Source organism: Saccharothrix isguenensis (genome assembly GCF_052936305.1).
This window is the reverse complement of sequence record NZ_CP193626.1, coordinates 3,686,527-3,711,006: the sequence shown is the minus strand read 5'-3', so window position 1 is coordinate 3,711,006 and position 24,480 is coordinate 3,686,527. Positions and strand designations below refer to the sequence as shown.

Annotated in this window: 7 protein-coding genes; 6 read left to right on the top strand and 1 reads right to left on the bottom strand. The window is 72.9% G+C overall.

Annotated elements, in window-relative coordinates; translation table 11 throughout:
- Nucleotides 1-39: 39 nt before the first annotated feature.
- The 6 genes from ACRAKI_RS16960 (at nucleotide 40) to ACRAKI_RS16935 (ending at nucleotide 22,384) form a co-directional block, all read left to right on the top strand.
- Nucleotides 40-15,924: an SDR family NAD(P)-dependent oxidoreductase gene (locus tag ACRAKI_RS16960; RefSeq protein WP_447008062.1), complete on the top strand. Its 15,885-nt coding sequence runs from the start codon at nucleotides 40-42 to the stop codon at nucleotides 15,922-15,924.
- Nucleotides 15,925-15,971: 47 nt separating this feature from the next.
- The gene (locus tag ACRAKI_RS16955; RefSeq protein ID WP_447008061.1) at nucleotides 15,972-17,417 is read left to right on the top strand and encodes an NAD(P)/FAD-dependent oxidoreductase; all 1,446 of its coding nucleotides are present in this window, start codon (nucleotides 15,972-15,974) and stop codon (nucleotides 17,415-17,417) included.
- A 270-nt stretch (nucleotides 17,418-17,687) separates the two neighbouring features.
- Entirely contained in the window at nucleotides 17,688-19,022 is a 1,335-nt protein-coding gene (locus ACRAKI_RS16950) for an NAD(P)/FAD-dependent oxidoreductase (RefSeq protein WP_447008060.1), read from the top strand.
- Nucleotides 19,019-20,620 carry an aminotransferase class I/II-fold pyridoxal phosphate-dependent enzyme gene (locus tag ACRAKI_RS16945; RefSeq protein WP_447008059.1) on the top strand — a complete coding sequence of 534 codons (1,602 nt, stop codon included), beginning with the start codon at nucleotides 19,019-19,021 and terminating at the stop codon, nucleotides 20,618-20,620. Before ACRAKI_RS16950 ends, ACRAKI_RS16945 begins: the two co-directional genes overlap by 4 nt.
- A 111-nt stretch (nucleotides 20,621-20,731) precedes the next feature.
- Complete coding sequence (locus ACRAKI_RS16940) at nucleotides 20,732-21,310, top strand: TetR/AcrR family transcriptional regulator (protein ID WP_447008058.1); 579 nt, start codon at nucleotides 20,732-20,734, stop codon at nucleotides 21,308-21,310.
- Between the two features lie 111 nt (nucleotides 21,311-21,421).
- Entirely contained in the window at nucleotides 21,422-22,384 is a 963-nt protein-coding gene (locus tag ACRAKI_RS16935; protein ID WP_447008057.1) for an alpha/beta fold hydrolase, read from the top strand.
- Nucleotides 22,385-22,452: 68 nt separating this feature from the next.
- Here ACRAKI_RS16935 and ACRAKI_RS16930 read toward each other — a convergent pair whose 3' ends face one another.
- Nucleotides 22,453-23,760 carry an RICIN domain-containing protein gene (locus ACRAKI_RS16930; RefSeq protein ID WP_447008056.1) on the bottom strand — a complete coding sequence of 436 codons (1,308 nt, stop codon included), beginning with the start codon at nucleotides 23,758-23,760 and terminating at the stop codon, nucleotides 22,453-22,455.
- Between the last annotated feature and the right edge of the window lie 720 nt (nucleotides 23,761-24,480).

Below are 24,480 nucleotides of genomic sequence, written 5' to 3'. Positions count from 1 at the left end.
ATCGTCCCCATCTTCACTTCCGGTCTGGAGAACTTTCGGATGTCGAACGAAGAGAAGCTTCGGTACTTCCTCAAGCGCGTCACCGCCGACCTGGACGCGGCCCACGACAAGATCCGCAGGATCGAGGAGGCCGAGCAGGAGCCGATCGCGATCGTCGCGATGGGCTGCCGCTACCCGGGCGGGGTGCGCAGCCCCGAGGACCTGTGGGACGTCGTGGCGGACGAGCGGGACGAGGTGACCGGCTTCCCGGTGAACCGCGGCTGGGACCTCGACGGGCTCTACGACCCCGACCCGGAGCGATACGGCACCTCCTACACCCGTGAGGGCGGGTTCCTGCACCAGGCCGCGGAGTTCGACCCGGCGTTCTTCGGGATCTCGCCGCGTGAGGCGCTGGCGATGGACCCGCAGCAGCGGCTGCTGCTGGAGGTGTCCTGGGAGGTGTTCGAACGGGCCGGGGTCGACCCGTCGTCGCTGCGCGGCAGCAAGACCGGTGTGTTCATCGGCGTGATGTACAACGACTACGGCTCGCGGTTCCACAAGGTGCCGGAGACGTTCGAGGGCAGCATCGTCAACGGGTCGGCCGCGAGCATCGCCTCGGGCCGGATCTCCTACGTGTTCGGGCTGGAGGGTCCGGCCGTCACCGTCGACACCGCCTGCTCGTCCTCCTTGGTGGGGCTGCACCTGGCCGCGCAGGCGCTGCGCGCCGGTGAGTGCTCGCTGGCGCTGGCCGGTGGTGTGACCGTGATGGCGACGCCGGGCCTGTTCGTCGAGTTCTCCCGCCAGCGGGGTCTGGCGGCGGACGGGCGCTGCAAGTCCTTCGCCGGAGCGGCTGACGGCACCGGCTGGTCCGAGGGCGTCGGTGTGCTGCTGCTGGAGAAGCTGTCCGACGCCCGGCGCAACGGGCACCGGGTGCTGGGCCTGGTGCGCGGTTCCGCGGTGAACCAGGACGGCGCGAGCAGCGGGTTGACCGCCCCGAACGGGCCGTCGCAGCAGCGGGTGATCCGCGCCGCCCTGGCCAACGCGCGTCTCAAGGCGCAGGACGTGGACGCCATCGAGGCCCACGGCACCGGCACCAGGCTCGGTGACCCGATCGAGGCTCAGGCGCTGCTGGCCACCTACGGGCGGGACCGGTCCGAGGGCGATCCGCTGTGGCTTGGGTCGATCAAGTCGAACATCGGCCACACGCAGGCCGCCGCGGGCGTCGCCGGTGTGATCAAGATGGTCATGGCGATGCGCCACGGCGTCCTGCCCAAGACCCTGCACGTGGACGAGCCCACTCCCCACGTGGACTGGACCGAGGGCGCGGTCGAGCTGCTGACCGGCAGGCGGGACTGGCCTGACACGGGGCGTCCGCGCCGGGCGGCGGTGTCGTCGTTCGGCGTCAGCGGGACCAACGCGCACGTGATCGTCGAACAGGCACCGCCCGAAGAGGACACTCCGGTGTCGGAGCACACCGGAGTGGTGCCGTGGGTGCTGTCCGCCCGCAGCGAGGCGGCGTTGGCGGAGCAGGCCGAGCGGCTGCGGGCGTTCGTGGAGCAGTCGCCCGAGGTGTCGGCGGCGGAGGTGGGCGCCTCGCTGGTGCGGTCCCGCGCCGTGCTCGACCACCGGGCCGTGGTGCTCGGCGACACCCGGGAAGACCTGCTCGACGGGCTCGGCGCGGTGGCCGAGGGCGCGTTGACCGAGGGCACGGCCGCGATCACGGGCACCGCGTCCCCGTCGCGGGTGGTGTGGGTGTTCCCGGGTCAGGGCTCGCAGTGGATCGGCATGGCCCGGGAGCTGCTGGAGACCTCCCCTGTCTTCGCCGAGCGGTTCACCGAGTGCGAGCTGGCCTTGGAGCCATGGGTGTCGTGGTCACTGCGCGAAGTGGTCACCACCGGCGACCCCGAGGTCTGGGACAAGGTCGACGTCATCCAGCCCGTGCTGTTCTCGGTCATGGTCTCCCTCGCCGCAGCATGGCGCTCCCTCGGCGTGGAACCCGCCGCCGTCGTGGGCCACTCGCAGGGTGAGATCGCCGCCGCCGTCGTCGCCGGGGCGCTGTCGTTGGCCGATGGCGCACAGGTCGTCGCCCGACGATCCCAGGCCATCGCACAGCACCTGGCCGGACCCGGCGGCATGATGTCCGTCGCCGCCTCCCCCGCCCAGGTCGTGGAGTGGATCGCGCGGGACGGGGTCGCGGTGTCCGTGGCCGCGGTCAACGGTCCGGGCAGCGTGGCGGTCGCCGGGGACGGCGCCGTGCTGGACGCCTGGGCGGAGCGGCTGACCGCCGACGACGTCCGCGTGCGCCGGATCGCGGTGGACTACGCCTCGCACTCCCCCGCCGTCGAAGGCATCCGCGAGCACGTCCTCGCCGCCGCCGAGGGCATCAGGCCGCGGCACTCGGCGATCGCGTTCTACTCCACCGTGTCGAACTCCTGGTGCGACACGACCGGCATGGACGCCGACTACTGGTACCGGAACCTGCGCCAGACCGTCCGCTTCGCCGAGGCCACCGAGGCGCTGATCGCCCAGGGCCACACCACGTTCGTCGAGATCAGCCCGCACCCGGTGCTCACCATGGGCATCGAGGAGACCGGTGGGACGACCGGGGCGGAGCTGACCGTCGTGGGCAGCCTCCGGCGCGACGACGGCGGCGTGCCAAGGCTGCTCACGTCCGCCGCCGAGCTGTTCGCGTCCGGTGTGCGGGTCGACTGGACGACCGTGTTCACCACGCCGACGCGGGCGCTCGACCTCCCGACCTACCCGTTCCAGCGGCAGCACTACTGGCTGGACCTGCCCGCCGAGACCGGCGACGTGTCGTCCGCGGGCCTGGCCGCTGCCAACCACCCCCTGCTCGGCGCCACGGTCGGCCTCGCAGACGGCGACGGTGTCCTCTTCACCGGCAGGCTCTCGCTGACCACGCACCCGTGGCTGGCCGACCACGCCGTGAACGGCACGGTCATCCTGCCCGGCACCGCCTTCCTCGAACTCGCCCTCCAGACCAACCACCACATCGGCTTCCACCAGGTCGAGGACCTGACCCTGGAGGCGCCGCTGGTGCTGCCCGAGCGGGGCGCGGTCGTGGTGCAGCTCGCCGTGGGCGCGCCCGACCACGGCGGACGCCGCTCGGTCGGGGTGTTCTCGCAGCCCGAGGACGCCGCGCTCGACGCGCCGTGGACCCGGCACGCCGCCGGGGCGCTCGCCCCCGAGACGCCGGTCGCTCCGTTCGACCTCACCCAGTGGCCGCCCGCCGACGCCGACCCGGTCGACACCGACCGGCTGTACGAGCGGTTCGCGGAGATCGGTTTCGCCTACGGCCCGGCGTTCCAGGGCGTGCGCGCGGTGTGGCGGCGCGGCGACGAGGTGTTCGCCGACGTCCGGCTGCCGGAGGACCAGCGCGCCGACGCCGCGTCCTACGGCCTGCACCCGGCGCTGTTCGACGCCGCGCTGCACGCCGCCGCGCTCGGCATGCTCGACGCGGACGCGCCGAGGAGCCTGCCGTTCTCGTGGGGCCGGGTCAGCCTGCACGCGTCCGGCGCGACCGACCTGCGGGTGCGGCTCGTGCTCGGCGAGTCCGTCGCGATCAGCGCGGCCGACGGATCCGGGCAGCCGGTGGTCTCGGTCGGGGCGCTCGCGGTCAGACCGGTGGACGACAAGGAGATCCGCACCGCGGGACCGGCCCGGGGCGGGCTGTTCGCGGTGGAGTGGGTTCCCGGCCTGGAGATTTCCGCCCCGGCTTCGGACTGGGCGTCCGTGGGTGAGACCGCGCTCGGCGCGACCCACCACCCCGACCTCGCGTCGGTGGACGCCGTGCCGTCCGTGGTCCTGGTCGCCGCACCGGCCGGCGACGACGCGACCGCCGCCGTGACGCGGGTGCTCGGCCTGGTCCAGGAGTGGCTGGCCGACGAGCGGTTCGCCGACTCCCGGCTGGTCCTCGTGACGCGGGACGCCGTGGTGGCCGCGCCCGAGGACCGGGTGGACCTGGTGCAGGCGTCGCTGTGGGGCCTGCTCCGGTCCGCGCAGTCGGAGCACCCCGGCCGGTTCACCCTGCTCGACTGGGACGGCCGGGGCGACCTGGCCGACGTCGCCACCCTGTCCGCCGAGGACCAGGTGGCGGTGCGCGACGGCCACGTCCTCGCGCCCCGGCTGGTCCGGACCACCGCTCCGGCGGGACCGGACTTCACCGTCGACCCCGAGGGCACGGTCCTCGTCACCGGCGGGACCGGCACGGTCGGCGGGGCCATCGCCCGGCACCTGGTCACCGGGCACGGCGTCCGGCACCTGCTGCTGGTCAGCCGCGGCGGCCCGGCGGCGTCGGGCGCGGCGGAGCTGGTGGACGAGCTGGCGGGCCTCGGTGCGTCGGCGACCGCCGTGGCCTGCGACGCCGCCGACCGCGACGCCTTGGCCGCCGTGCTCGCGGACATCCCGGCCGAGCACCCGCTGACCGCGGTCGTGCACTCGGCGGGCGTGCTGGACGACGGTGTGGTCGAGTCGCTGACGGCGGAGCAGGTGGAGCGGGTGTTCCGGCCCAAGGCCGCCGCCGCGCTCGCACTGCACGACCTCACCCGCGACCTCGGGCTCTCGGCGTTCGTGCTGTTCTCCTCCGCCTCGGCGACGCTGGGCGGGTCGGGCCAGGGCAACTACGCCGCGGCCAACGCGATCCTGGACGCCCTGGCCCAGCGGCGGCGCGGTCAAGGCCTGCCCGCCGTGTCGATGGCCTGGGGCTTCTGGGCCGAGCGCAGCGGCATGACCGCCCACCTCGACGAAGCCGACCTGCGGCGCATGGCCCGCAGCGGCATCACCCCGCTGGCGTCCGCGGACGCGCTGGCCCTGTTCGACACCGCCGCGTCCGGGGGTGCGGTCGTCCTGCCCATCGGGCTGGACCTGGCCGCCCTGCGCGCCACCCTCGGGCAGGGAACGGTGCCCTCGCTGTTCCGGGCGCTGGTGCGGCCCACCGCCCGGTCCGCGGCACGCGGGCAGGAGGTCTCGGCGCTGGTCTCCCGACTGGCCGGGCTGTCGCCGGAGGAGCAGGACCGCGCGCTGCTAGGGCTGATCCGGGCCCAGGTCGCCACCGTCCTCGGGCACGGTTCGACCGAGGCGGTGGAGGAGCGGCGTTCGTTCAAGGACCTCGGTTTCGACTCGCTGACCGCCGTCGAGCTGCGCAACCGGCTCAACGCCGCGACCGGGCTGCGGTTGCCCCCGACCTTGGTGTTCGACTACCCGGACGCCCTGGCGCTGGCCAGGCTGCTGCGGGAGGAGCTGCTGGACCCGTCGCGGGCGGTGGCCCAGGTCCCGGTGGCGCGGACCGCCCCGGCGGACGAGCCGATCGCGATCGTCGCGATGAGCTGCCGCTACCCGGGCGGCGTGCGCTCCCCGGAGGACCTGTGGCGGATCGTCACGGACGGGGGCGACGCGATCTCGGACTTCCCCGCCGACCGCGGCTGGGACACCGATGCGCTCTACGACCCGGAGTTGACGGGCCGTGGCACCTCCTACACCCGGCACGGCGGCTTCCTGCACGACGCCGCCGACTTCGACCCGGCGTTCTTCGGCATCTCCCCGCGCGAGGCGCTGGCCATGGACCCGCAGCAGCGGCTGATGCTGGAAGTGTCCTGGGAGGCGTTCGAGCGGGCCGGCATCGACCCGACCTCGTTGCGCGGCAGCCAGACCGGCGTGTTCGCGGGGGTGATGTACCGCGACTACGCCGCCCAGCCGGGGTCGGTGCCGGAGGAGGTCGAGAGCTTCGTCGGCATGGGGAACTCGGCCAGCGTCCTGTCCGGCCGCGTGTCCTACGTGTTCGGGCTGGAGGGGCCGGCGGTCACCGTGGACACGGCGTGCTCGTCGTCGCTGGTCGGCATGCACCTGGCCGCGCAGGCGCTGCGCTCGGGTGAGTGCTCGCTGGCGCTGGCCGGTGGTGTGACCGTGATGGCGACGCCGGGGCTGTTCGTGGACTTCTCGCGGCAGCGCGGGCTGTCCCCGGACGGCCGGTGCAAGTCGTTCGCGGGTGCCGCCGATGGCGCCGGGTTCAGCGAGGGCGTCGGCGTGGTGCTGCTGGAGCGGCTGTCGGACGCGCGGCGCAACGGGCACCGGGTGCTGGGGGTGATCCGCGGCTCGGCGGTGAACCAGGACGGCGCCTCCAACGGCCTCTCGGCCCCGAACGGGCCGTCGCAGCAGCGGGTGATCCGGTCGGCGCTGGCCAACGCGCGGTTGCGGACGCAGGACGTGGACGCCGTCGAAGCGCACGGCACCGGCACCAGGCTCGGCGACCCGATCGAAGCTCAGGCGCTCTTGGCCACCTACGGCCAGGACCGCGACGAGCCGTTGTGGCTCGGCTCGGTCAAGTCCAACATCGGCCACACGCAGGCCGCCGCGGGCGTCGCCGGTGTGATCAAGATGATCATGGCGATGCGCCACGGGGTGCTGCCCCGCACGCTCCACGTCGACGAACCGACACCACACGTGGACTGGACCGAGGGCGCGGTCGAGCTGCTGACCGACACCCGGGACTGGCCTGACACGGGGCGTCCGCGCCGGGCGGCGGTGTCGTCGTTCGGCGTCAGCGGGACCAACGCGCACGTGATCGTCGAACAGGCACCGCCCGAAGAGGACACTCCGGTGTCGGAGCACACCGGAGTGGTGCCGTGGGTGCTGTCCGCCCGCAGCGAGGCGGCGTTGGCGGAGCAGGCCGAGCGGCTGCGGGCGTTCGTGGAGCAGTCGCCCGAGGTCGGGGTGGCCGACATCGGTGCCGCCCTGGTGACGCGCCGCGCCGTGCTGGACCACCGGGCCGTTGTCGTCGGCGGGAGCCGGGACGAGTTGCTGGCCGGGCTGTCCGAGTTGACCGGCGGTGTCGCGGGCGGGGCGCCACGGGTGGTGTGGGTGTTCCCGGGTCAGGGCTCGCAGTGGATCGGCATGGCCCGGGAGCTGCTGGAGACCTCCCCTGTCTTCGCCGAGCGGTTCACCGAGTGCGAGCTGGCCTTGGAGCCGTGGGTCTCGTGGTCACTGCGCGAAGTGGTCACCACCGGCAACCCCGAGGTCTGGGACAAGGTCGACGTCATCCAGCCCGTGCTGTTCGCGGTGATGGTGTCGCTGGCCGCCGTCTGGCGGTCGCTCGGCGTGGAACCGGCCGCCGTCGTGGGCCACTCCCAAGGCGAGATCGCCGCCGCCGTCGTCGCCGGAGCACTGTCCCTCGCCGATGGCGCACAGGTCGTCGCCCGACGATCCCAAGCCATCGCACAGCACCTGGCCGGACCCGGCGGCATGATGTCCGTCGCCGCCTCACCCACCCACGTCTCGGAGTGGATCGCACGGGACAACGTCGAACTCTCCATCGCCGCCATCAACGGACCCGCCACCGTCATCGTCTCCGGCGACGGCGCGGCGCTCGACTCCTGGGGCGAACAACTGTCCACACAGGACATCCGAGTCCGCCGCATCGCCGTCGACTACGCCTCCCACTCCCCCGCCGTCGAAAGCATCCGCGACCACGTCCTCGCCGCCGCCCACGGCATCACGCCGCGGCACTCGGCGATCCCGTTCTACTCCACCGTGTCGAACACCTGGGCCGACACCACCGACATGAACGCCGACTACTGGTACCGGAACCTGCGCCAGACCGTCCGCTTCGCCGAGGCCACCGAGGCGCTGATCGACCAGGGCCACACCACGTTCGTCGAGATCAGCCCGCACCCGGTGCTCACCATGGCCATCGAACAAACCGCCGAAACCAGCAACACCGACCTCACCATCACCGGCAGCCTCCGACGCGACGAAGGCGGACTCCACAGACTCCTCACCTCAGCCGGACACCTCTTCACCGCAGGCGTACCCGTCAACTGGACAAACCTGTTCACCCCATCCACCACAACGCTCGACCTGCCCACCTACCCCTTCCAGCGGCAGCGCTACTGGTTGGAGCCGGGTACCTCGGTCGCCGACGTCACGTCGGCGGGCATGGGGTCGATCGACCACCCGTTGCTCGGCGCCACGGTCGGGCTCGCCGATGGCGATGGCGTGCTGTTCACCGGCAGGCTGTCAGCGGCCACCCACCCGTGGCTGGCGGACAACGCCGTGGCGGGCACGGTCGTGGTGCCCGGCAGCGCGTTCGTCGAACTGGCGATGCGGACCGACCACCAGTACGTCGAGCAGTTGACCGTCGAGTCGCCGCTGGTGCTGCCGGAGCACGGCGCCGTGCAGGTGCAGGTGGTGGCCGAGTCGACCGACGGGTCCGGGCGGCGCCTGGTGCACATCTACGCCAGGGACGCGGGTTCCGAGCAACCGTGGACCCGGCACGCGACCGGCGTGGTGACGGCGGTGCTGCCACCTCCCTCGTTCGACTTCACCGAGTGGCCGCCGGCGGGCGCGCAGGCGGTCGACGTCGAGGAGGTCCGCCGCCGGTTCGCCGACCACGACGTGCAGCACGGGCCCGCGTTCCTGGGCCTGACCGCCGTCTGGCGGCGCGACGGCGAGGTCTTCGCCGAGGTGGCGCTACCGGAGGACCTGCGCGGTGAGGCCGAGGCCTACGGTCTGCACCCGGCGCTGCTCGACACCGCGCTGCACGCCGCCGTCCTCGACACCGGCGAGCGCGTGGTCCCGGTGGTGTGGAAGGGTTTTGCGCTCCACGCGGCGGCGAGCACGGAGCTGCGGGTGCGCTTGGTGGTGACCGGGTCGGACGTGGCGGTGGCCGCCGCGGACGGCACCGGTCAGCCGGTCGCCTCGATCGACGGCGTCACCCTGCGGGCGGCCGAGGCGGGCGACACCGCGAGCCCCGGCCGGCGGGGTTCGCTGTTCACGCTGACCTGGCCCGCCCTGCCCAAGACCACCACCGCGCTGCCGGCGAAGTGGGCGGTACTGGGCGCCGACGACCTCGACGTGGCGTCCTCGCTCCGGACGGCCGGTGGTGTGGTCGAGACCTGGGCCGACCTCGCCGACGCCCCCGACGTGCCCGACGTGCCCGACGTGGTCGTGGCGGCCTTCCTGCGGCGCGTGGACTCCCCGGACGAGGTCCCGGGCGTCGCCCACACCGTCGTGCACGAGGCGCTGGACCTGGTCCAGCGGTGGCTGGCCGACGAGCGGTTCGCCGACTCGCGACTGGTCGTGGTCACGCGTGGCGCGGTCGACCCGACCGACGCCGGCGGTCTGGTCGTCGCGCCGGTGTGGGGTCTGCTGCGGTCCGCGCAGTCGGAGAACCCCGGCCGGTTCGTGCTGGTCGACGTGGACGGCGGGTCGGGCGCCGCGGTGGCCGATGCCGCCGCGTGCGGTGAACCCCAGGTCGCCGTCCGCGACGGCGGGCTCCACGTGCCGCGCCTGGTGCGCCGCGACCCTCGGGTCGTCGAGACGGAGGCGCCGGTCTTCACGCCGGGCGGCACCGTCCTGGTCACCGGCGCGACCGGCGGCCTCGGCTCGCTGCTCGCCCGGCACCTGGTCACCGAGCACGGCGTCCGGCACCTGCTGCTCACCAGCCGCAGCGGCCCGTCGGCCCCAGGCGCGGCGGAACTGCGAGCCGAACTCACGGCCCTGGGCGCCGAGGTGTCCGTGGTGGCCTGCGACGCGGCCGACCGGGACGCCCTGGCCGCGCTGCTGGCGGCGGTCCCGGCCGAGCACCCGCTCACTGCGGTCGTGCACACGGCGGGCGTGGTCGACGACGGCGTGATCGAGTCGCTGACCCCGGAGCGGGTCGACCCGGTGCTGCACCCGAAGGTCGACGCGGCCTGGAACCTGCACCGGCTCACCGCCGACGCGGACCTGACGGCGTTCGTGGTGTTCTCGTCCTACTCCGGCACCTTGGGCAACCCCGGCCAGGGCAGCTACGCGGCGGCGAACACCTTCCTCAACGCGCTCGCCGAGTTCCGGCGCGCCCAGGGGCGCCCCGCGCACTCGCTGGCGTGGGGCCTGTGGGCCGAGCGCAGCGGCATGACCGGCGCGCTCGACGCCGTCGACATCCAGCGCATCTCCCGGGCCGGGGTCGGCGCGCTCAGCTCGGAGGACGGGCTGGCGCTGTTCGACGCGGCGGTGCGCGACGAACCCGCCGTGGTCGCGGCGGTGCGGCTGGACCTGCCCGGTCTGCGGGTCCAGGCCCAGGCCGGTCTCGTCCCGCCGATGCTGCACGGCCTCGTCCGGGTGCCCACCCGGCGGGCCGCGGCGGCGGACGCCGGGAGCGGTGACGCGGCACTGGTCCAGCGGTTGCTGGGCCTGGCCGAGGGCGAGCAGCTGCGCGCCCTGGTCGACGTGGTCCGAACCGAGGCTGCCGCCGTGCTCGGGCACGACTCGGCGGGCGGGATCGCCGCCACCCGGGCGTTCCGCGACGTCGGGTTCGACTCGCTGACCGCGGTGGAGCTGCGCAACCGGCTCAACCGCGCCACCGGGCTCAAGCTCGCCACCACGGCGGTGTTCGACTACCCGACGCCGACCGTCCTGGCCGGGTTCCTCCGCGAGGAGCTGCTCGGCAAGGCCGACACCGGTCAGCCCGCCGTGGCGGTCGCGTCCGTCACCGACGACGAGCCGATCGCGATCGTGGCGATGGCGTGCCGCTTCCCCGGCGGCGTCCGGTCGCCCGAGGACTACTGGGAGCTGGTGTCGAACGGGGGCGACGCGATGTCGCCGTTCCCGACCAACCGCGGCTGGGACCCCGACAGCCTGTTCGCCGCCGACACGGGCGCCTCGGGCCGGACCTACGTCCGCGAGGGCGGGTTCGTGCACGACTTCGACGAGTTCGACGCCGCGTTCTTCGGGATCTCCCCGCGCGAGGCCCTGGCGATGGACCCGCAGCAGCGGGTGCTGCTGGAGACCTCGTGGGAGGTGTTCGAACGGGCGGGCATCGACCCGGCCACCCTGCACGGCAGCCGGACCGGGGTGTTCATCGGCTCCAACGGGCAGGACTACTCGTCCTACGCGGTGCCCGAGGACCTGGAGATCTACCTGTTGACCAGCCGCGCGGCGAGCGTGATCTCCGGCCGGGTGTCCTACGTGTTCGGCTTGGAGGGTCCTGCGGTCACGGTGGACACGGCGTGCTCGTCGTCGCTGGTGGCCACCCACCTCGCGGTGCAGTCGCTGCGCAGCGGGGAGTGCTCCATGGCGGTGGCCGGCGGTGTGGTCGTGATGTCGACCATGAACGCGTTCAGCCAGTTCAGCCGCCAGGGCGTGCTGGCGCCCGACGCGCGGTGCAAGCCGTTCGCCGAGGCCGCGGACGGCACGGGCTGGTCCGAGGGCGTCGGCGTGCTGCTGCTGGAGCGGCTGTCGGACGCGAAGCGCAACGGGCACCGGGTGCTCGGCGTGGTGCGCGGCTCGGCGATCAACCAGGACGGCGCGTCCAACGGCATCTCCGCGCCGAACGGGCCGTCGCAGCAGCGGGTCATCCGGGCCGCGCTGGCCGACGCCCGGCTGGCGCCGAGCGAGGTGGACGCGGTCGAGGCGCACGGCACCGGCACCAAGCTGGGCGACCCGATCGAGGCTGGGGCGCTGCTCGCCACCTACGGCCAGGACCGCGCCGACGGCGGCGACCCGCTGTGGCTGGGGTCGGTGAAGTCGAACATCGGCCACGCCCAGGGCGCGTCCGGCGTGGCGGGCCTGATCAAGATGGTGATGGCGATGCGGCACGGGGTGCTGCCCGCGACGCTGCACGTGGACGAGCCCAGCTCGCACGTCGACTGGTCCTCGGGCGCGGTGTCGCTGCTGACGGACACGGTGGCGTGGCCGGAGACGGGGCGGCCTCGCCGCGCCGGGGTGTCGTCGTTCGGCGTGAGCGGGACGAACGCCCACGTGATCCTGGAGCAGGCACCGGACGAGCCGTCCGCACCGCCCGCGTCGAGCGCGTCGCCGGTGGTGCCGTGGGTGCTGTCGGCGCGCAGCGAGTCCGCGTTGCGCGAGCAGGCGGCGCGGCTGCGGGACTTCCTGGAGCGCAGGCCGGACGCCGGACCCGCGGACGTGGGCGCGGCGCTGGTCGCTACCCGGGCGGTGCACGACCACCGCGCGGTGGTCGTCGGCAGCACCCGTGAGGGGCTGCTGGACGGGCTCGACGGGCTCACCACCGCTTCGGTTCCCGGCAGCGCCGGGCAGCCGCGGGTGGTGTGGGTGTTCCCGGGCCAGGGTTCGCAGTGGACCGGCATGGCCCGCGAGCTGCTGGAGACCTCGCCCGCCTTCGCCGAGCGGTTCGCCGAGTGCGAGCAGGCGTTGGGGCAGTGGGTGTCCTGGTCGTTGCGCGACGTCGTGACGTCGTCCGATCCGGCCGCGCTGAGCCGGGTGGACGTGGTGCAGCCCGCACTGTTCGCGGTGATGGTGTCGTTGGCCGCCGTGTGGCGCTCCTGGGGTGTGGAGCCCGACGCCGTCGTGGGCCACTCGCAGGGTGAGATCGCCGCCGCCGTCGTGGCCGGTGCGCTGTCGCTCGCCGACGGCGCGCAGGTCGTCGCGCGTCGGTCGCAGGCGATCGCGGAGCACCTGGCCGGACCGGGCGGGATGATGTCCGTCGTCGCGTCCGCCGAGCAGGTCGCGGAGTGGATGCGGCGCGACGGCGTCGACCTGTCCGTGGCCGCCCGGAACAGCACGGGCTCGGTGGTCGTCGCGGGCGACGGGGACGTCCTGGACGCGTGGGCGGAGCGGCTCTCCGGGGACGGGGTCCGCGTGCAGCGGATCGCGGTCGACTACGCGTCGCACTCCCCCGCCGTCGAGGGCATCCGCGAGCACGTGCTGGCCGCGGCCGAGGGCATCACACCGGTCGGGTCCCGGGTGCCGTTCTTCTCCACGGTCACCGCGTCCTGGCTGGACACCACCGCCGTGGACGCCGACTACTGGTACCGGAACCTGCGCGAGACCGTGCGCTTCGCGGAGGCCACGTCGGCGCTGGTCGAGCAGGGCCACACCGCTTTCCTGGAGGTCAGCCCGCACCCGGTGCTGACCATGGGCGTCGAGCAGACCGGTGAGGACGCCGACCTGACCGTGGTGGGGAGCCTGCGCCGCGACGAGGGCGGTCTCGACCGGCTGCTCACGTCGGCGGGTGAGCTGTTCGCCGCCGGGGTCGAGGTGGACTGGGCGGGGATGTTCGGCCACTCCACCCGTCCGGCCGACCTGCCGACCTACGCCTTCCAGCGGGAGCGGTACTGGCTGGAGAACCGGACCGAGGGCGCGGACGTGGCGTCGGCGGGCCTGCGCACGGCGGACCACCCGCTGCTCGGCGCGGTGGTCGACCTGGTCGACGCCGACGGCCTGCTGCTCACCGGCAGGCTGTCCCCGGCCACCCACCCGTGGCTGGCCGACCACGCCGTGAACGGCACGGTGCTCCTGCCCGGCACGGCCTACCTGGAGCTGGCGCTGCACGCCGGTGGTCACACCGACCACCAGGTGGTGGAGGAGCTGACCATCGAGGCGCCGCTCCTGCTGCCGGAGAAGGGTTCCGTGTCCGTCCAGGTGTGGGTGGGCGCGCCCGACGCGTCCGACCGGCGGCGGGTCACGGTGAACTCCCGGCTCGACGGTGGACCGGCCGACCGGGAGTGGACCAGGCACGCCGACGGCGTGCTGTCGACGGGTGCCACCTCGCCCGCGCCGGACCTGGGCGTGTGGCCGCCCACGGGCGCGGAGCCGGTGGACGTCGGCGACGTGTACGAGTTCTTCGCGCGCAACGGGTTCGCGTACGGGCCCGCTTTCCAGGGCCTGCGGTCGCTGTGGCGGCGCGGTGAGGAGACCTTCGCCGAGGTGGTCCTGCCGGCGGACTTCCAGTCCGACGCCAGCCTGTTCGGGGTGCACCCGGCGCTGATGGACGCCGCGCTGCACGCGTTCCCGTTCAGCGGGCTGCGCGAGGCGGACAAGGGCCTGCTGCCGTTCTCCTGGACCGGGGCGCGGCTGCACCGCACGGGCGCGACCAGGCTGCGGGTGCGGGTCCGCCCGACCGGACCGGACAGCATCGAGCTGGCCGTCGCCGACGGGCACGGGCAGCCGGTGGCCACGGTGGACTCGCTGTTCCTGCGCCCGCTCTCGGCGGACGCGCTCGGCCGGGCCCGGGTCGGGCAGCGGGATTCGCTGTTCCAGGTGCGGTGGCAGCCGGTCGACATCGCCGGCGCCGGGTCCGGGTCCTGGGCGGTGCTCGGCACCGACACCGGCGACCTCGGCGCCGGGGTGGGGGCCGCGGGGGTCAAGCCCTCCGAGTTCCTCGACCTGCGGTCGCTCGTCGAGGCCGTCGACGACGGTGCGGACGTGCCGGACGTGGTGCTGGCGCTGGTCGACCCGGGGACGGGCGACCTGCCCGACCGGGTCCGTTCGGCCTCGGGGCGGGCGCTCGCGCTGCTGCGGGAATGGCTCGCCGACGACCGGTTCGACGGGTCGCTGCTGGTGTTCACGACCAGGGGCGCCGTGTCGGTGCGGGACGGGGACAGCGCACCGGACGCCGCGCTCGCGTCGGTGTGGGGCCTGGTGCGGTCCGCGCAGGCCGAGCACCCCGAGCGGTTCGCGCTGCTCGACCTCGACGACGAGGCCCGCTTCTTCCGCCACCTGCCGGGGGCGCTGGCCACCGGGGAACCGCAGCTGGCCTTCCGGGCCGGCAGCGCGTTCCAGGCCCGGTTGGCACGGGTGGCGTCCGCGCAGGCCGCCGACAGCGGACCGGTGTGGGACGCCGAGGGCACCGTGCTGATCACCGGCGGCACCGGCAGGCTGGGCGCCTCGCTCGCCCGGCACCTGGTCGCCGAGCGCGGTGTGCGGCACCTGGTGCTGGCCAGCCGCAGCGGGCTCGACGCCGAGGGCGCCGACGAGCTGCGCGCCGAGCTGGTCGCGGCCGGGGCGGACGTCGTGGTCGAGTCCTGCGACGTCGCGGACCGGGACGCGGTGGCGGGCCTGCTGGGACGCGTCCCGGCCGGCCGGCCGCTGACCGCCGTCGTGCACGCCACCGGGCTGCTCGACGACGGGATGCTGGCGGAGATGACCCCGGAACGGCTCGACCGGGTGCTGCGGTCCAAGGTGGACTCGGCGGTGCACCTGGACGAGCTGACCCGCGGGCTGGACCTGTCGGCGTTCGTGCTGTTCTCCTCGTTCTCCGGGACGTTCGGCAGCGCGGGGCAGGCCAACTACGCGGCGGCCAACGCGGCGCTGGACGCGCTGGCCCAGCACCGGCGGTCGCTCGGCCTGCCGGCGGTGTCGCTGGCGTGGGGCCTGTGGTCCGACCCCAGCGGCATGACCGCCAAGCTCGACGGGGCGCTGCTGCGGCGGATGGCCCGCGAGGGCGTGGTGCCGCTGTCCACCTCCGAGGCGCTGGAGCTGTTCGACGTCGGGTGCGCGCTCGGCGAGGCCGTCGTCCTGCCGACCCGGCTGGACTTCGCGGCGCTGCGGTCGCAGCCGACCGGGGTGCGGGCACTGTTCCGCGACCTGGCGCAGGGCCAGAGCCGGCGGGCCGCGGCGGCCGACGCCGGCGAGCAGGACTCCGCCGGCGCGCTGCGGACCCGGTTGGCGGCGCTCGGCGAGGCCGACCGGTACCGGGTGCTGCTCGACCTCGTGCTGTCGGCGGCGGCCACCGTGCTCGGCCACCGGGAGACGCAGGCGGTCAGCGCCGACCGCGGCTTCCTCGACGTCGGGTTCGACTCGCTGACCGCGGTCGAGCTGCGCAACCGGCTGGGCGCGCTGACCGGCACCCGGCTTCCGGTCACCCTGCTGTTCGACTACCCCACGCCGGAGGCGATGGCCCGGTTCCTGCACGACGAGCTGAGCGAGTCGGCCACCGCGCAGGTCTCGCCGCTGCTCGCCGAGATCGACCGGCTGGAGGCGGGCCTGCACCGGGCTCAGCTCGACGGGGCCGTCGGCGACGAGATCACCGAACGGCTCCAGGCACTGCTCGCAACCTGGCACGAGACCGTGCGCACGGCCGGGAGTTCCCACGGTGCCAACGGCTCCAACGGCTCCAACGGCTCCGCCGACCTCGCGGGCGTCTCCGACGAGGAGATGTTCGACCTGCTCGACAAGCGGTACGGGATCTCGTGAACCGCACCGGACGACCACCCCTGACCTCCGAAAAGGACACCTCGACCATGACTGACTCCGGACCGGTCCGGCACGCGCTGATCCTGGGCGGCGGACTGGCGGGCACGCTGGCCGCCGCGGTCGCGAGCAGGCTCGCCGACACCGTCACCGTCGTCGACCGCGACCACTTCCCCGACGGGCCGGGCGTCCGCAAGGGCGTGCCGCAGGCGCGCCACACCCACGCCATGGTGTCCGGCGGCATCCTCGCCCTGGAGGACCTGATGCCGGGCGTCGCCGCCGACCTGTACCGGGCCGGCGCCCAGCGCCTGGACATCCCCGGCCGGTACATGGCGCTCGGTCCGAACGGCTGGTTCCCGCGCTACGACAGCGGGCACTACGTCGTCGGGTGCAGCCGTGCCCTGCTCGACTGGACGCTGCGCGCGCGGCTCGCCGCCGCGACGAACGTGACGCACCTGGAGGGCACCGACGTGCTCGGCCTCACCGGTGACGCGGAGCGGGTCACCGGGGCGCGGCTGCGCGACCGCGCCACCAAGGCGGTCTCGACGGTCGAGGCCGACCTCGTGGTGGACGCCACCGGCCGGGGCTCGTCGATCACCGAGTGGCTCACCGCGCTGGGCCTGCCGGAGACCCCCGAGGTCACGGTGGATCCGGGGATCTTCTACGCGACCCGCGTCTTCCGGGCGGTGGAGGGCGTCGGGGAGAACTTCCCCGCCGTGAACATCCAGGGCAACCCGTGGGCGGAGCGGGTGCGCGCCACCGGCATGCTCCTCCCGATCGAGGACGGCCTGTGGAGCGTGACCCTGTCGGGGGCGCCCGGCGGGCACCCCCCGGTCGACGACGAGGGCTTCCGCGAGTTCGCCGCGGGCCTGCCGCACCCGGTGATCGCCGAGGCCATCGCCCACGCCGAGCCCGTCGGCCCGGTCCTCGGCTTCGCCGCGCACGCCAACCGCCGGCGCCACTTCGAGCGGCTGCCGTCGTGGCCGACGGGGCTCATCGTCCTGGGGGACGCCCAGACCACGCTGAACCCGATCTTCGGTCACGGCATGGCGGTCGCGGCCAAGTCCGCGGTCGTCCTGCGCGACGGCCTGCTCAAGTCCGGCCCGGAGGGGACGCGGGCCATCCAGCGCGCCATCGGCAAGACCGCCGACGACGCCTGGGCGATCGCCACCGGCGAGGACCTGCGCTACCCGCAGACCACCGGCAAGCGGGGCGGCGCCGCGGCGAAGCTCGCCTACCGCCTCCAGGACTGGCTGGGCCGCGCCGGGGCGACCCGCCGCAAGGTCGCGGACGCGCAGATGGCGGTGATCACGCTGTCGGCCCCGGCGACGGAGCTGGTGAAGCCGGGGATCCTCCTGGACGCGCGGCGGGCCAAGCCCGCCCCCGCCCTCACCGAGCCCCCGTTCACCCCCGAGGAGAAGGCGGCCCTGGCGCCGCGCGCGGGCGGTGGGGCCACCGTCCCCGCCGCGTCGCAGAGCGAGGACGCGTCCTCCTGAGCGTGAGGTCCCGAAGTGCCGTCGTGTCCGTCGCCGACCCGGACGGACACGACGGCGGACCTCGACCACGACACCGCAGCCGCACGCACCACTCCACAAAGGACGGCGGGCGGGGAAGAGTACGCCGATCAGGGATCTATGAAACGTCCACCTGATTCAGACACCCACTTTTGCCCAATCACTGTCGGAAGTGGTCAGCGCCGTGGGCATAAGGCATTGCTCGGCCGTTCGGCTCTGTACAGGGTCTGGGAGTCCTGTTGGGATGCCCGCATGTACAACGCCATTGTGATAGGCGGTCGGTGTGCCGGGGCGGCTCTCGGCACGCACCTGGCCCGGCGCGGGCTCCGTGTGTTGGTGGTGGACCGGTCGCGGTTCCCCAGCGATGTGCTGTCGACGCACTTCGTGTGGCCGCACGGGGCTTCCTACCTGAACCGGTTGGGCGTGTTGGACGAGGTGAGGGCCGTGACGCCCGCGCACACCGAGGTCACAATGGTCAACAACGGGATCGTGTTGCGCGGCAGCGTCCCCGATGAGCTGCTGCGAAACCAGTTCCGGTTGCTGCACGACGACGACAGCGGCATCACCACCGACTACTTCTCCGTTCGCCGGCACGTGCTGGACAAGATCCTGGTCGACAACGCGGTGCGGGCCGGTGTCGAGTTCCGCGAGGGATACACCGTCAAAGAACTCCTGCAGGACGAAAACGGAACTGTCATCGGCATCAAGGGACGGGACGGCACGGTCGAACACGCGCAGGTGGTGATCGGGGCCGACGGGCGAAACTCTTTCGTAGCGCGCGCTCTCGGGGTCGAGAAGTTCGACGAACGGCCACGGTGCACCTTCGCCTACTGGAGCTACTTCAGCGGCATCCCCGACGCCGACGCGCAGATCCACCGGCGGGGCAGGCTCGGCATGGCGATGGCCTCGACCAACAACGGGCAGACCATGGTGCTGACGTGGGGTCCGAGCGAGTGGGCCGCGGAGTTCCGGGCCGACGTCGAGGGCAACTTCCACCGCGCCCTCGGGCTCATCAGCGAGGACGTGGCGGACACCGTGGCGGGGGCGCGCCGCGAGGAGCGCTTCTACGGGACGCTCGACCAGGCCGCGTACCTGAGGCAGCTGCACGGGCCCGGCTGGGTGCTGGTCGGCGACGCCGCGTCGTTCAAGGACCAGTGCACGGCGCTCGGGATCACCCACGCCCTGCGCGACGCGGAGCTGGCCGCGGAGGCGGTCGGCCGGTGGCTCGGCGGCGAGACCGACCGGGACACCGCCATGGCCGGGTACGCCGCCAAGCGGCGCAGCCAGACCGCCGCGGCCTACTACGACTACGTGTGCACGCTCGCGGAGATGAAGCCGCTGCGGCACGACGAGCTGCAGCTGTTCGCGATCCTGCGGGGCAACCAGGCCGAGATCGACCGGTTCATCGCCACCCACGTCGACGTGGCGCCGGTGTCGGAGTTCTTCGACCCGTCCAACGTGTACCTGCTCAACGACACGGCCAAGGAGTCCTCGCTCGACCACAGCGCGTTCACCGACTTCGAGGCCACCTACCGCGAGCACCAGCAGAACCCGTTCCTGCGCGTGGCAGTGGAGGCGACCCGATGACCGGCACCCTGGCACACCAGCGCGAGGACGGCGAGGTCGTCGCCGCGCTCATCGCCGCGGCCGACGCGGCCGGCGCGGACCCGAGCACCGCCGCCAAGGCGGTCGCCGAGGCCGCGCGCGAGGTGTCGGACATGATGCGGAACTGGGCGAGCCACATCCCGTGGGAGGACCTGGAGGAGCTGGACGCCCTCCCGGCGGACGAGGTGGTCCGCTTCTTCCGCGAGGACTACCCGGCGGTCCGGGCCGACCTGGAACCGATGTGGGAACCGGCGACGACGGCCGCGCCCGCGATCGACCCCGACGAGGACTACGCGCTGGACAAGAACGCCTACGACTTCTTCCGGCCCGTCGGGGCCAACCTGCTCGACCGGACCGAGGAGTTCCACGGCTGGGTGGAGGCGCGCAGGCGCACCGAGACCTGGCAGTACTCCCGGGTCCTGGAGGCGGCGCCCGGCGGGGTCGCGACCATCACCAACGACCTGAGCAAGCCCGCCCGGGGCATCAACTTCAACTCCCAGGACTACCTGTCGTTCAACGCCCACCCGGAGATCCGGGAGGCGGCGGTCAAGGCGATGCGCGACTTCGGCCCGCACAGCGCCGGGTCGCCGATGGTGCTGGGCAACACCCGCATCTCCGACGACCTGGAGGCCGCCCTCGGCGAGCTGGTCGGCCTGGAGCACGTGACGCTGTTCTCGAACGGGTGGTCGGCGGGCTTCGGCACCGTCACCGGTCTGGTCCGCCAGGAGGACCACATCGTCATCGACCGCCTCGCCCACTCGTGCCTGCAGTCCGGAGCGCGCGCGGCGACCAGGAACATCACCCGCTACACCCACCTCGACGTCGAGGCCGTGCGGACCCACCTGGCCCGGATCCGGGCCACCGACACCCACAACGGCATCATGGTCATCACCGACGGCCTGTTCTCGGTGGACTCCGACTGGCCGGACGTCGTCGCCCTGCAGGAGGTCTGCCACGCCCACGACGCGACCCTGCTGGTCGACGTCGCCCACGACCTCGGCTCGATGGGCCCCGGCGGCACCGGCGTCCTCGGCATGCAGGACATGCTGGGCAAGGTGGACCTGGTCATGGGCGCGTTCTCCAAGACCTTCGCCTCCAACGGCGGCTTCGTCGCGGCCAGGTCGCCCGCGGTGAAGCAGTACATCAAGATGTTCGCCGGGCCGCACTTCTTCTCCAACGCCCTGTCCCCCATGCAGACCGCGGTGGTGCTCAAGGCGGCCCAGATCATCCGCACCGACGAGGGCGACGCCCTGCGCGGGCGGCTGTTCTCCGCCATCCACGCCCTGCGCGACGAGCTGACGACCCGCGGGTTGACCTGCATGGGCTCGCCGAGCGCGATCGTGCCGGTCCTGATCGGGAACGAGAAGCTCGCCCGGACGGTCAACCGCCTGCTGTTCGACCGGGGGGTTCTCGCGTTCATGGTCGAGTTCCCCGTCACCCCGACCGGCGCCTCGCGCTTCCGGTTGCAGGTCCAGGCCGCCCACGAGCCGGAGCAGGCGAGGGAAGCGGCCCGCATCATCGACGAGGCCCTCCGGGACGCGAAGGCGCACCTGTCCAGCGCGTTCGGCAACTCGTTCTAGCCGGGACGGGGCGCTCGCGGCGAACACGAGCGCCCCTCCCCGCGCAGCAGCGCCCGGTCGCACCGACCCCATTTCTTGACCGGCCGTTCCATTAACGGCTAGGGTTGCCCCGTGGCCAGGACCAAGGAGTTCGACCCGGACGTCGCGGTGCGCGCGGCGATGGAGCTGTTCTGGCGCAAGGGGTACGAGGCCACGTCGATGCAGGACCTGGTCGACCACCTGGGCATCGGCAGGGGAAGCATCTACGGCACGTTCGGCAGCAAGTACGAGCTGTACCTGCTCGCGCTCGACCGGTACGCCGAGCAGACCGACCATGACGTGCTGGAACAGTTCTCCCGGGGTGGCCCGGCACTGCCCGCGGTGCGGGCACTGGTGCGGTCCTTCGCGGAGCACGCGCTGTCCGACACGGAGCGCAGGGGTTGCCTGGTCACCAACACGGCGGTGGAGTGCCTGCCGGGAGACGCGGCGCTCACCCGGCGCGTCCAGTCCAGCCTGGACGGGCTCGAGACGGCCATCGCCGGCGCGCTCGTCCGGGCCCGCAGCCAGGGTGAGCTGGCCGAGGACAAGAACCCGCGCACGCTGGCCAGGCTCATCGTCACCCTGGTGCAGGGGCTCAAGGTGCTGTCCAAGGTGCCGGACCCGAACAGGGTGCGGGACGCCGTCGACCAGGCGTTGACCCTGCTCGACTGAGCCACGCCGCCGTACCGCCACCCCGGGGCTCCCGAGCTTCCACACTTCCGGTCCCCTGGTCGGCTGCGGTCATACTGGAATGATCATTCAATATTTGGGGGAAGCATGACGATGCGCAGGAGGACGGTCCTCGGCGCGAGTGCTGTCGGTGGGCTGTTGGTGGCGGGTGGTTCGCCGCCGGCCGCTTCCGCCGGTTCGGCACCCGACGACCGCGCCTTGGTGAACTCGCTGGGCAGCGGGTTCCGGGACGGCTACGCCACGGTCAACGGGGTGCGACTGCACTTCGTGGTCGGTGGCCGGGGCAGGCCGGTGGTGCTGCTGCCCGGTTGGCCGCGCACCTGGTGGGAGTTCCGCAAGGTGATGCCGGAGTTGGCGCGCGACCACCGGGTGATCGCCGTGGACATGCGCGGCATGGGCCGATCCGACAAGCCGGCCGACGGCTACGACAAGAAGACGATGGCGGCGGACATCGCGGCGCTGGTGCGGTGGTTCGGCTACGACCAGGTGGACGTGATCGGCTCGGACATCGGCGCGATGGTCGCGTTCAGCTTCGCCGCCAACCACCGGGACCTGCTCCGCCGAGTCGTGCTGCTCGACGTCGCGCACCCGGAACAGGGCATGTACCGGCTGCCGCTGCTACCCCAGCCCGGCCAGACGTCCCACCTGTGGTGGTTCGCGTTCAACCAGGTGCGCGGCCTACCGGAGCAGCTGCTCGCCGGCCGCTCCCGCGCGCTGATCGACTACCTGTGCGAGAACGCGCTGGTCGACCAGGACGCGGTGTCCGAACAGGACCGCGGGATCTTCGCCCGTGCCTACGACACCCCGGACGCCATCCGCGCCGGCAACGGCTGGTACCAGACGTTCGGACAGGACATCGCCGACGACGACACGTACGCCCCGGTCACAGCGCCGCTCCTGGCCCTGGCCGCCGAGCCCAACCACCCCTACCTCGCCCAGCTGCTCCCCACCAGGGCCACCGACCACCGACTGATCGAGGTGGACGACACCGGCCACTACCTCATCGAGGAACAACCCGCCCAAGCCCTCGCCCACATCATCCCGCACCTGATCTGACACCTCGATCCACAGTGGACTGACGGGTCACCGCCCCCTTCCCGGGCGGTGACCCGTCAGGCCTCGTGTCAGACCCGGCGGCGGGTGAAGCGCTGGTTGGGACCACCGGTGTAGGTCCACTGGGCGATGCGCGCGCCGTCGGCGGTCGAGTGCTCCCAGACGTCCATGGCCAGGCCGGACCCCCGGTTGACGAGGCTGATCACGTCACCACCGTGGTCGACCACGCGCCACTGCTGGCTGGTCGCGCCGGTGTCGGCCTGCTGCGTGACGTCGGAGCCGCTGCCGGCGGCCTGGAGGAACAACCCGCTGTGGCGGGCCTTGACGCGGACGTGGCCATCGCCGGCGTCCACGAACTCGAACTGCTGGTTGGGGCGACTGCCGGCGGTCCACTGGATGAGCCGCGCGCCGGCGGCGGTGGAGGCCTCGTTGACGTCGGCGGCCTTGCCGCTGTGCTGGGCGGTGAGGGTGTAGGCGGCCGGACCGCCGGGCGAGCCGCCCAGCTGGGCCTCCCACCTGGTGTTGGAGCCGGCGGCGTCGGTGGGGAGGCGGTCGCGCGCGGCGGTGTCGTCGTACATGGTCCAGCGGGCCCAGTCGACGACGGTCCTCGGGAAGCGGTTGTCGCTCCAGAAGCTGGTGTGGCTGCCGCCCACGAACGTGAGGAACGCCTTGGGCCAGGTCATTTCCGCGTACGCCTGGCGGGCCGAGGAGTACTGCGTGGTCGAGTCCCGGTCGCCGTGGACGAACAGGACCTTGGCCGAGACCGAACTCGACGGGTTGCCCATGTCGGTGCACGACTGCGGGTTGGCGGAGATGATCCGGCTGTCCGGCCAGGAGGTCAGCAGGCCGTGGGTGATCATGCCGCCCAGCGAGTGACCGGAGACGCCGACGCCGATCCCGGTGTTGACGCGCCCGGCCAGCGGGCCGCTCGCGTTGAGCGCGAGGGTGTTGGTGAGGACCTGCGAGACGTCCCTGGAGGTGTTGCCGTTGTTGACGTCCTCGAAGCTGTGGTTGAAGTGCGGGGCTGGGACGATGAAGCCCGCCGCGGCCAGTGCCCGGATGATGAACAGGGAGCCCTGCGGGCTGCTCTGGAAGCCGTGGGTGAAGTTGTAGACGGGGAAGACCCCGTCGGCGGCCGGGGCGTTCGTCACCGGGTTGCCGCCGGAGGCGCCGGCGGCCGGGTAGTAGACGTAGGTGGTGCACGGGCGGCTGCCACGAGTCCAGTCGTACCGGCGCACACCGACCGCGAACGGCGTCGTCGGCGACGTTCCCAGCGGTCCGATGGCCGCGAGCCCCTGCCCCACGCCGAGCAGGGACAGGCCTACGCCCGCCGCTCCGGCCGTGCCCGCCCTGAGGAACGTCCGCCGTTGCATGGTCATGGATGACTCCTTCGATGCAGGGATCTACAGAGGACTGCCCGACCGCGGTGTCGCGACGAACCCGATCGAGGCGGAGCCGAACGGGGATGTGCGGCAGGCGGATAGCTCTCGAAGGGCTGTGAACGTGCACAGTAGCTCGCTACATCTGGGATGTAAACACGCCGACTTCGCGGATATTGCGTGATAACAGCGGAGCACATAGCTGTGCACGTTCCCATTCGATCGGCGTTCGACAGGGTCCCGCCGTGGTGAACGGCGTCCTGCGTCGAATGTTCGACGGACGAGCGCCCAGGCCTGGACGCCGGTACATTGACCGATCCAGGTCCCCCGATCCCACCACTGTCCACAGTGCCCCGAGGCCCGACTCGACCATTCGGGCGACAACCCCGCCGCACGGCGGACTCTTTCGCCGAGGCCGTTGACACCGGGACGGCGGCGTTCGTACGGTCTCCCCCAGCATCGTCGGCGCAGCGACGCGACAGTCGCCAACGCCTCCAGCACACCCAGCGAACCGCAACCCGGCGGCCCGCTGTGGAAACGTTTACTCGCAAGTGCTCAAACCGGGACGAGTCACCGGTGATGCCGCCATCCGGCAGCACGGATATGGTCACTTGCCAGCACGTTGACAGAAGCGGCCGAACCTCTAAGCTGGCAGCCAGCGTGAAAGCGTTTTAACACGCTACCTCACCAGCAGCTCCGGTCGGACGAGACGACCGGTCC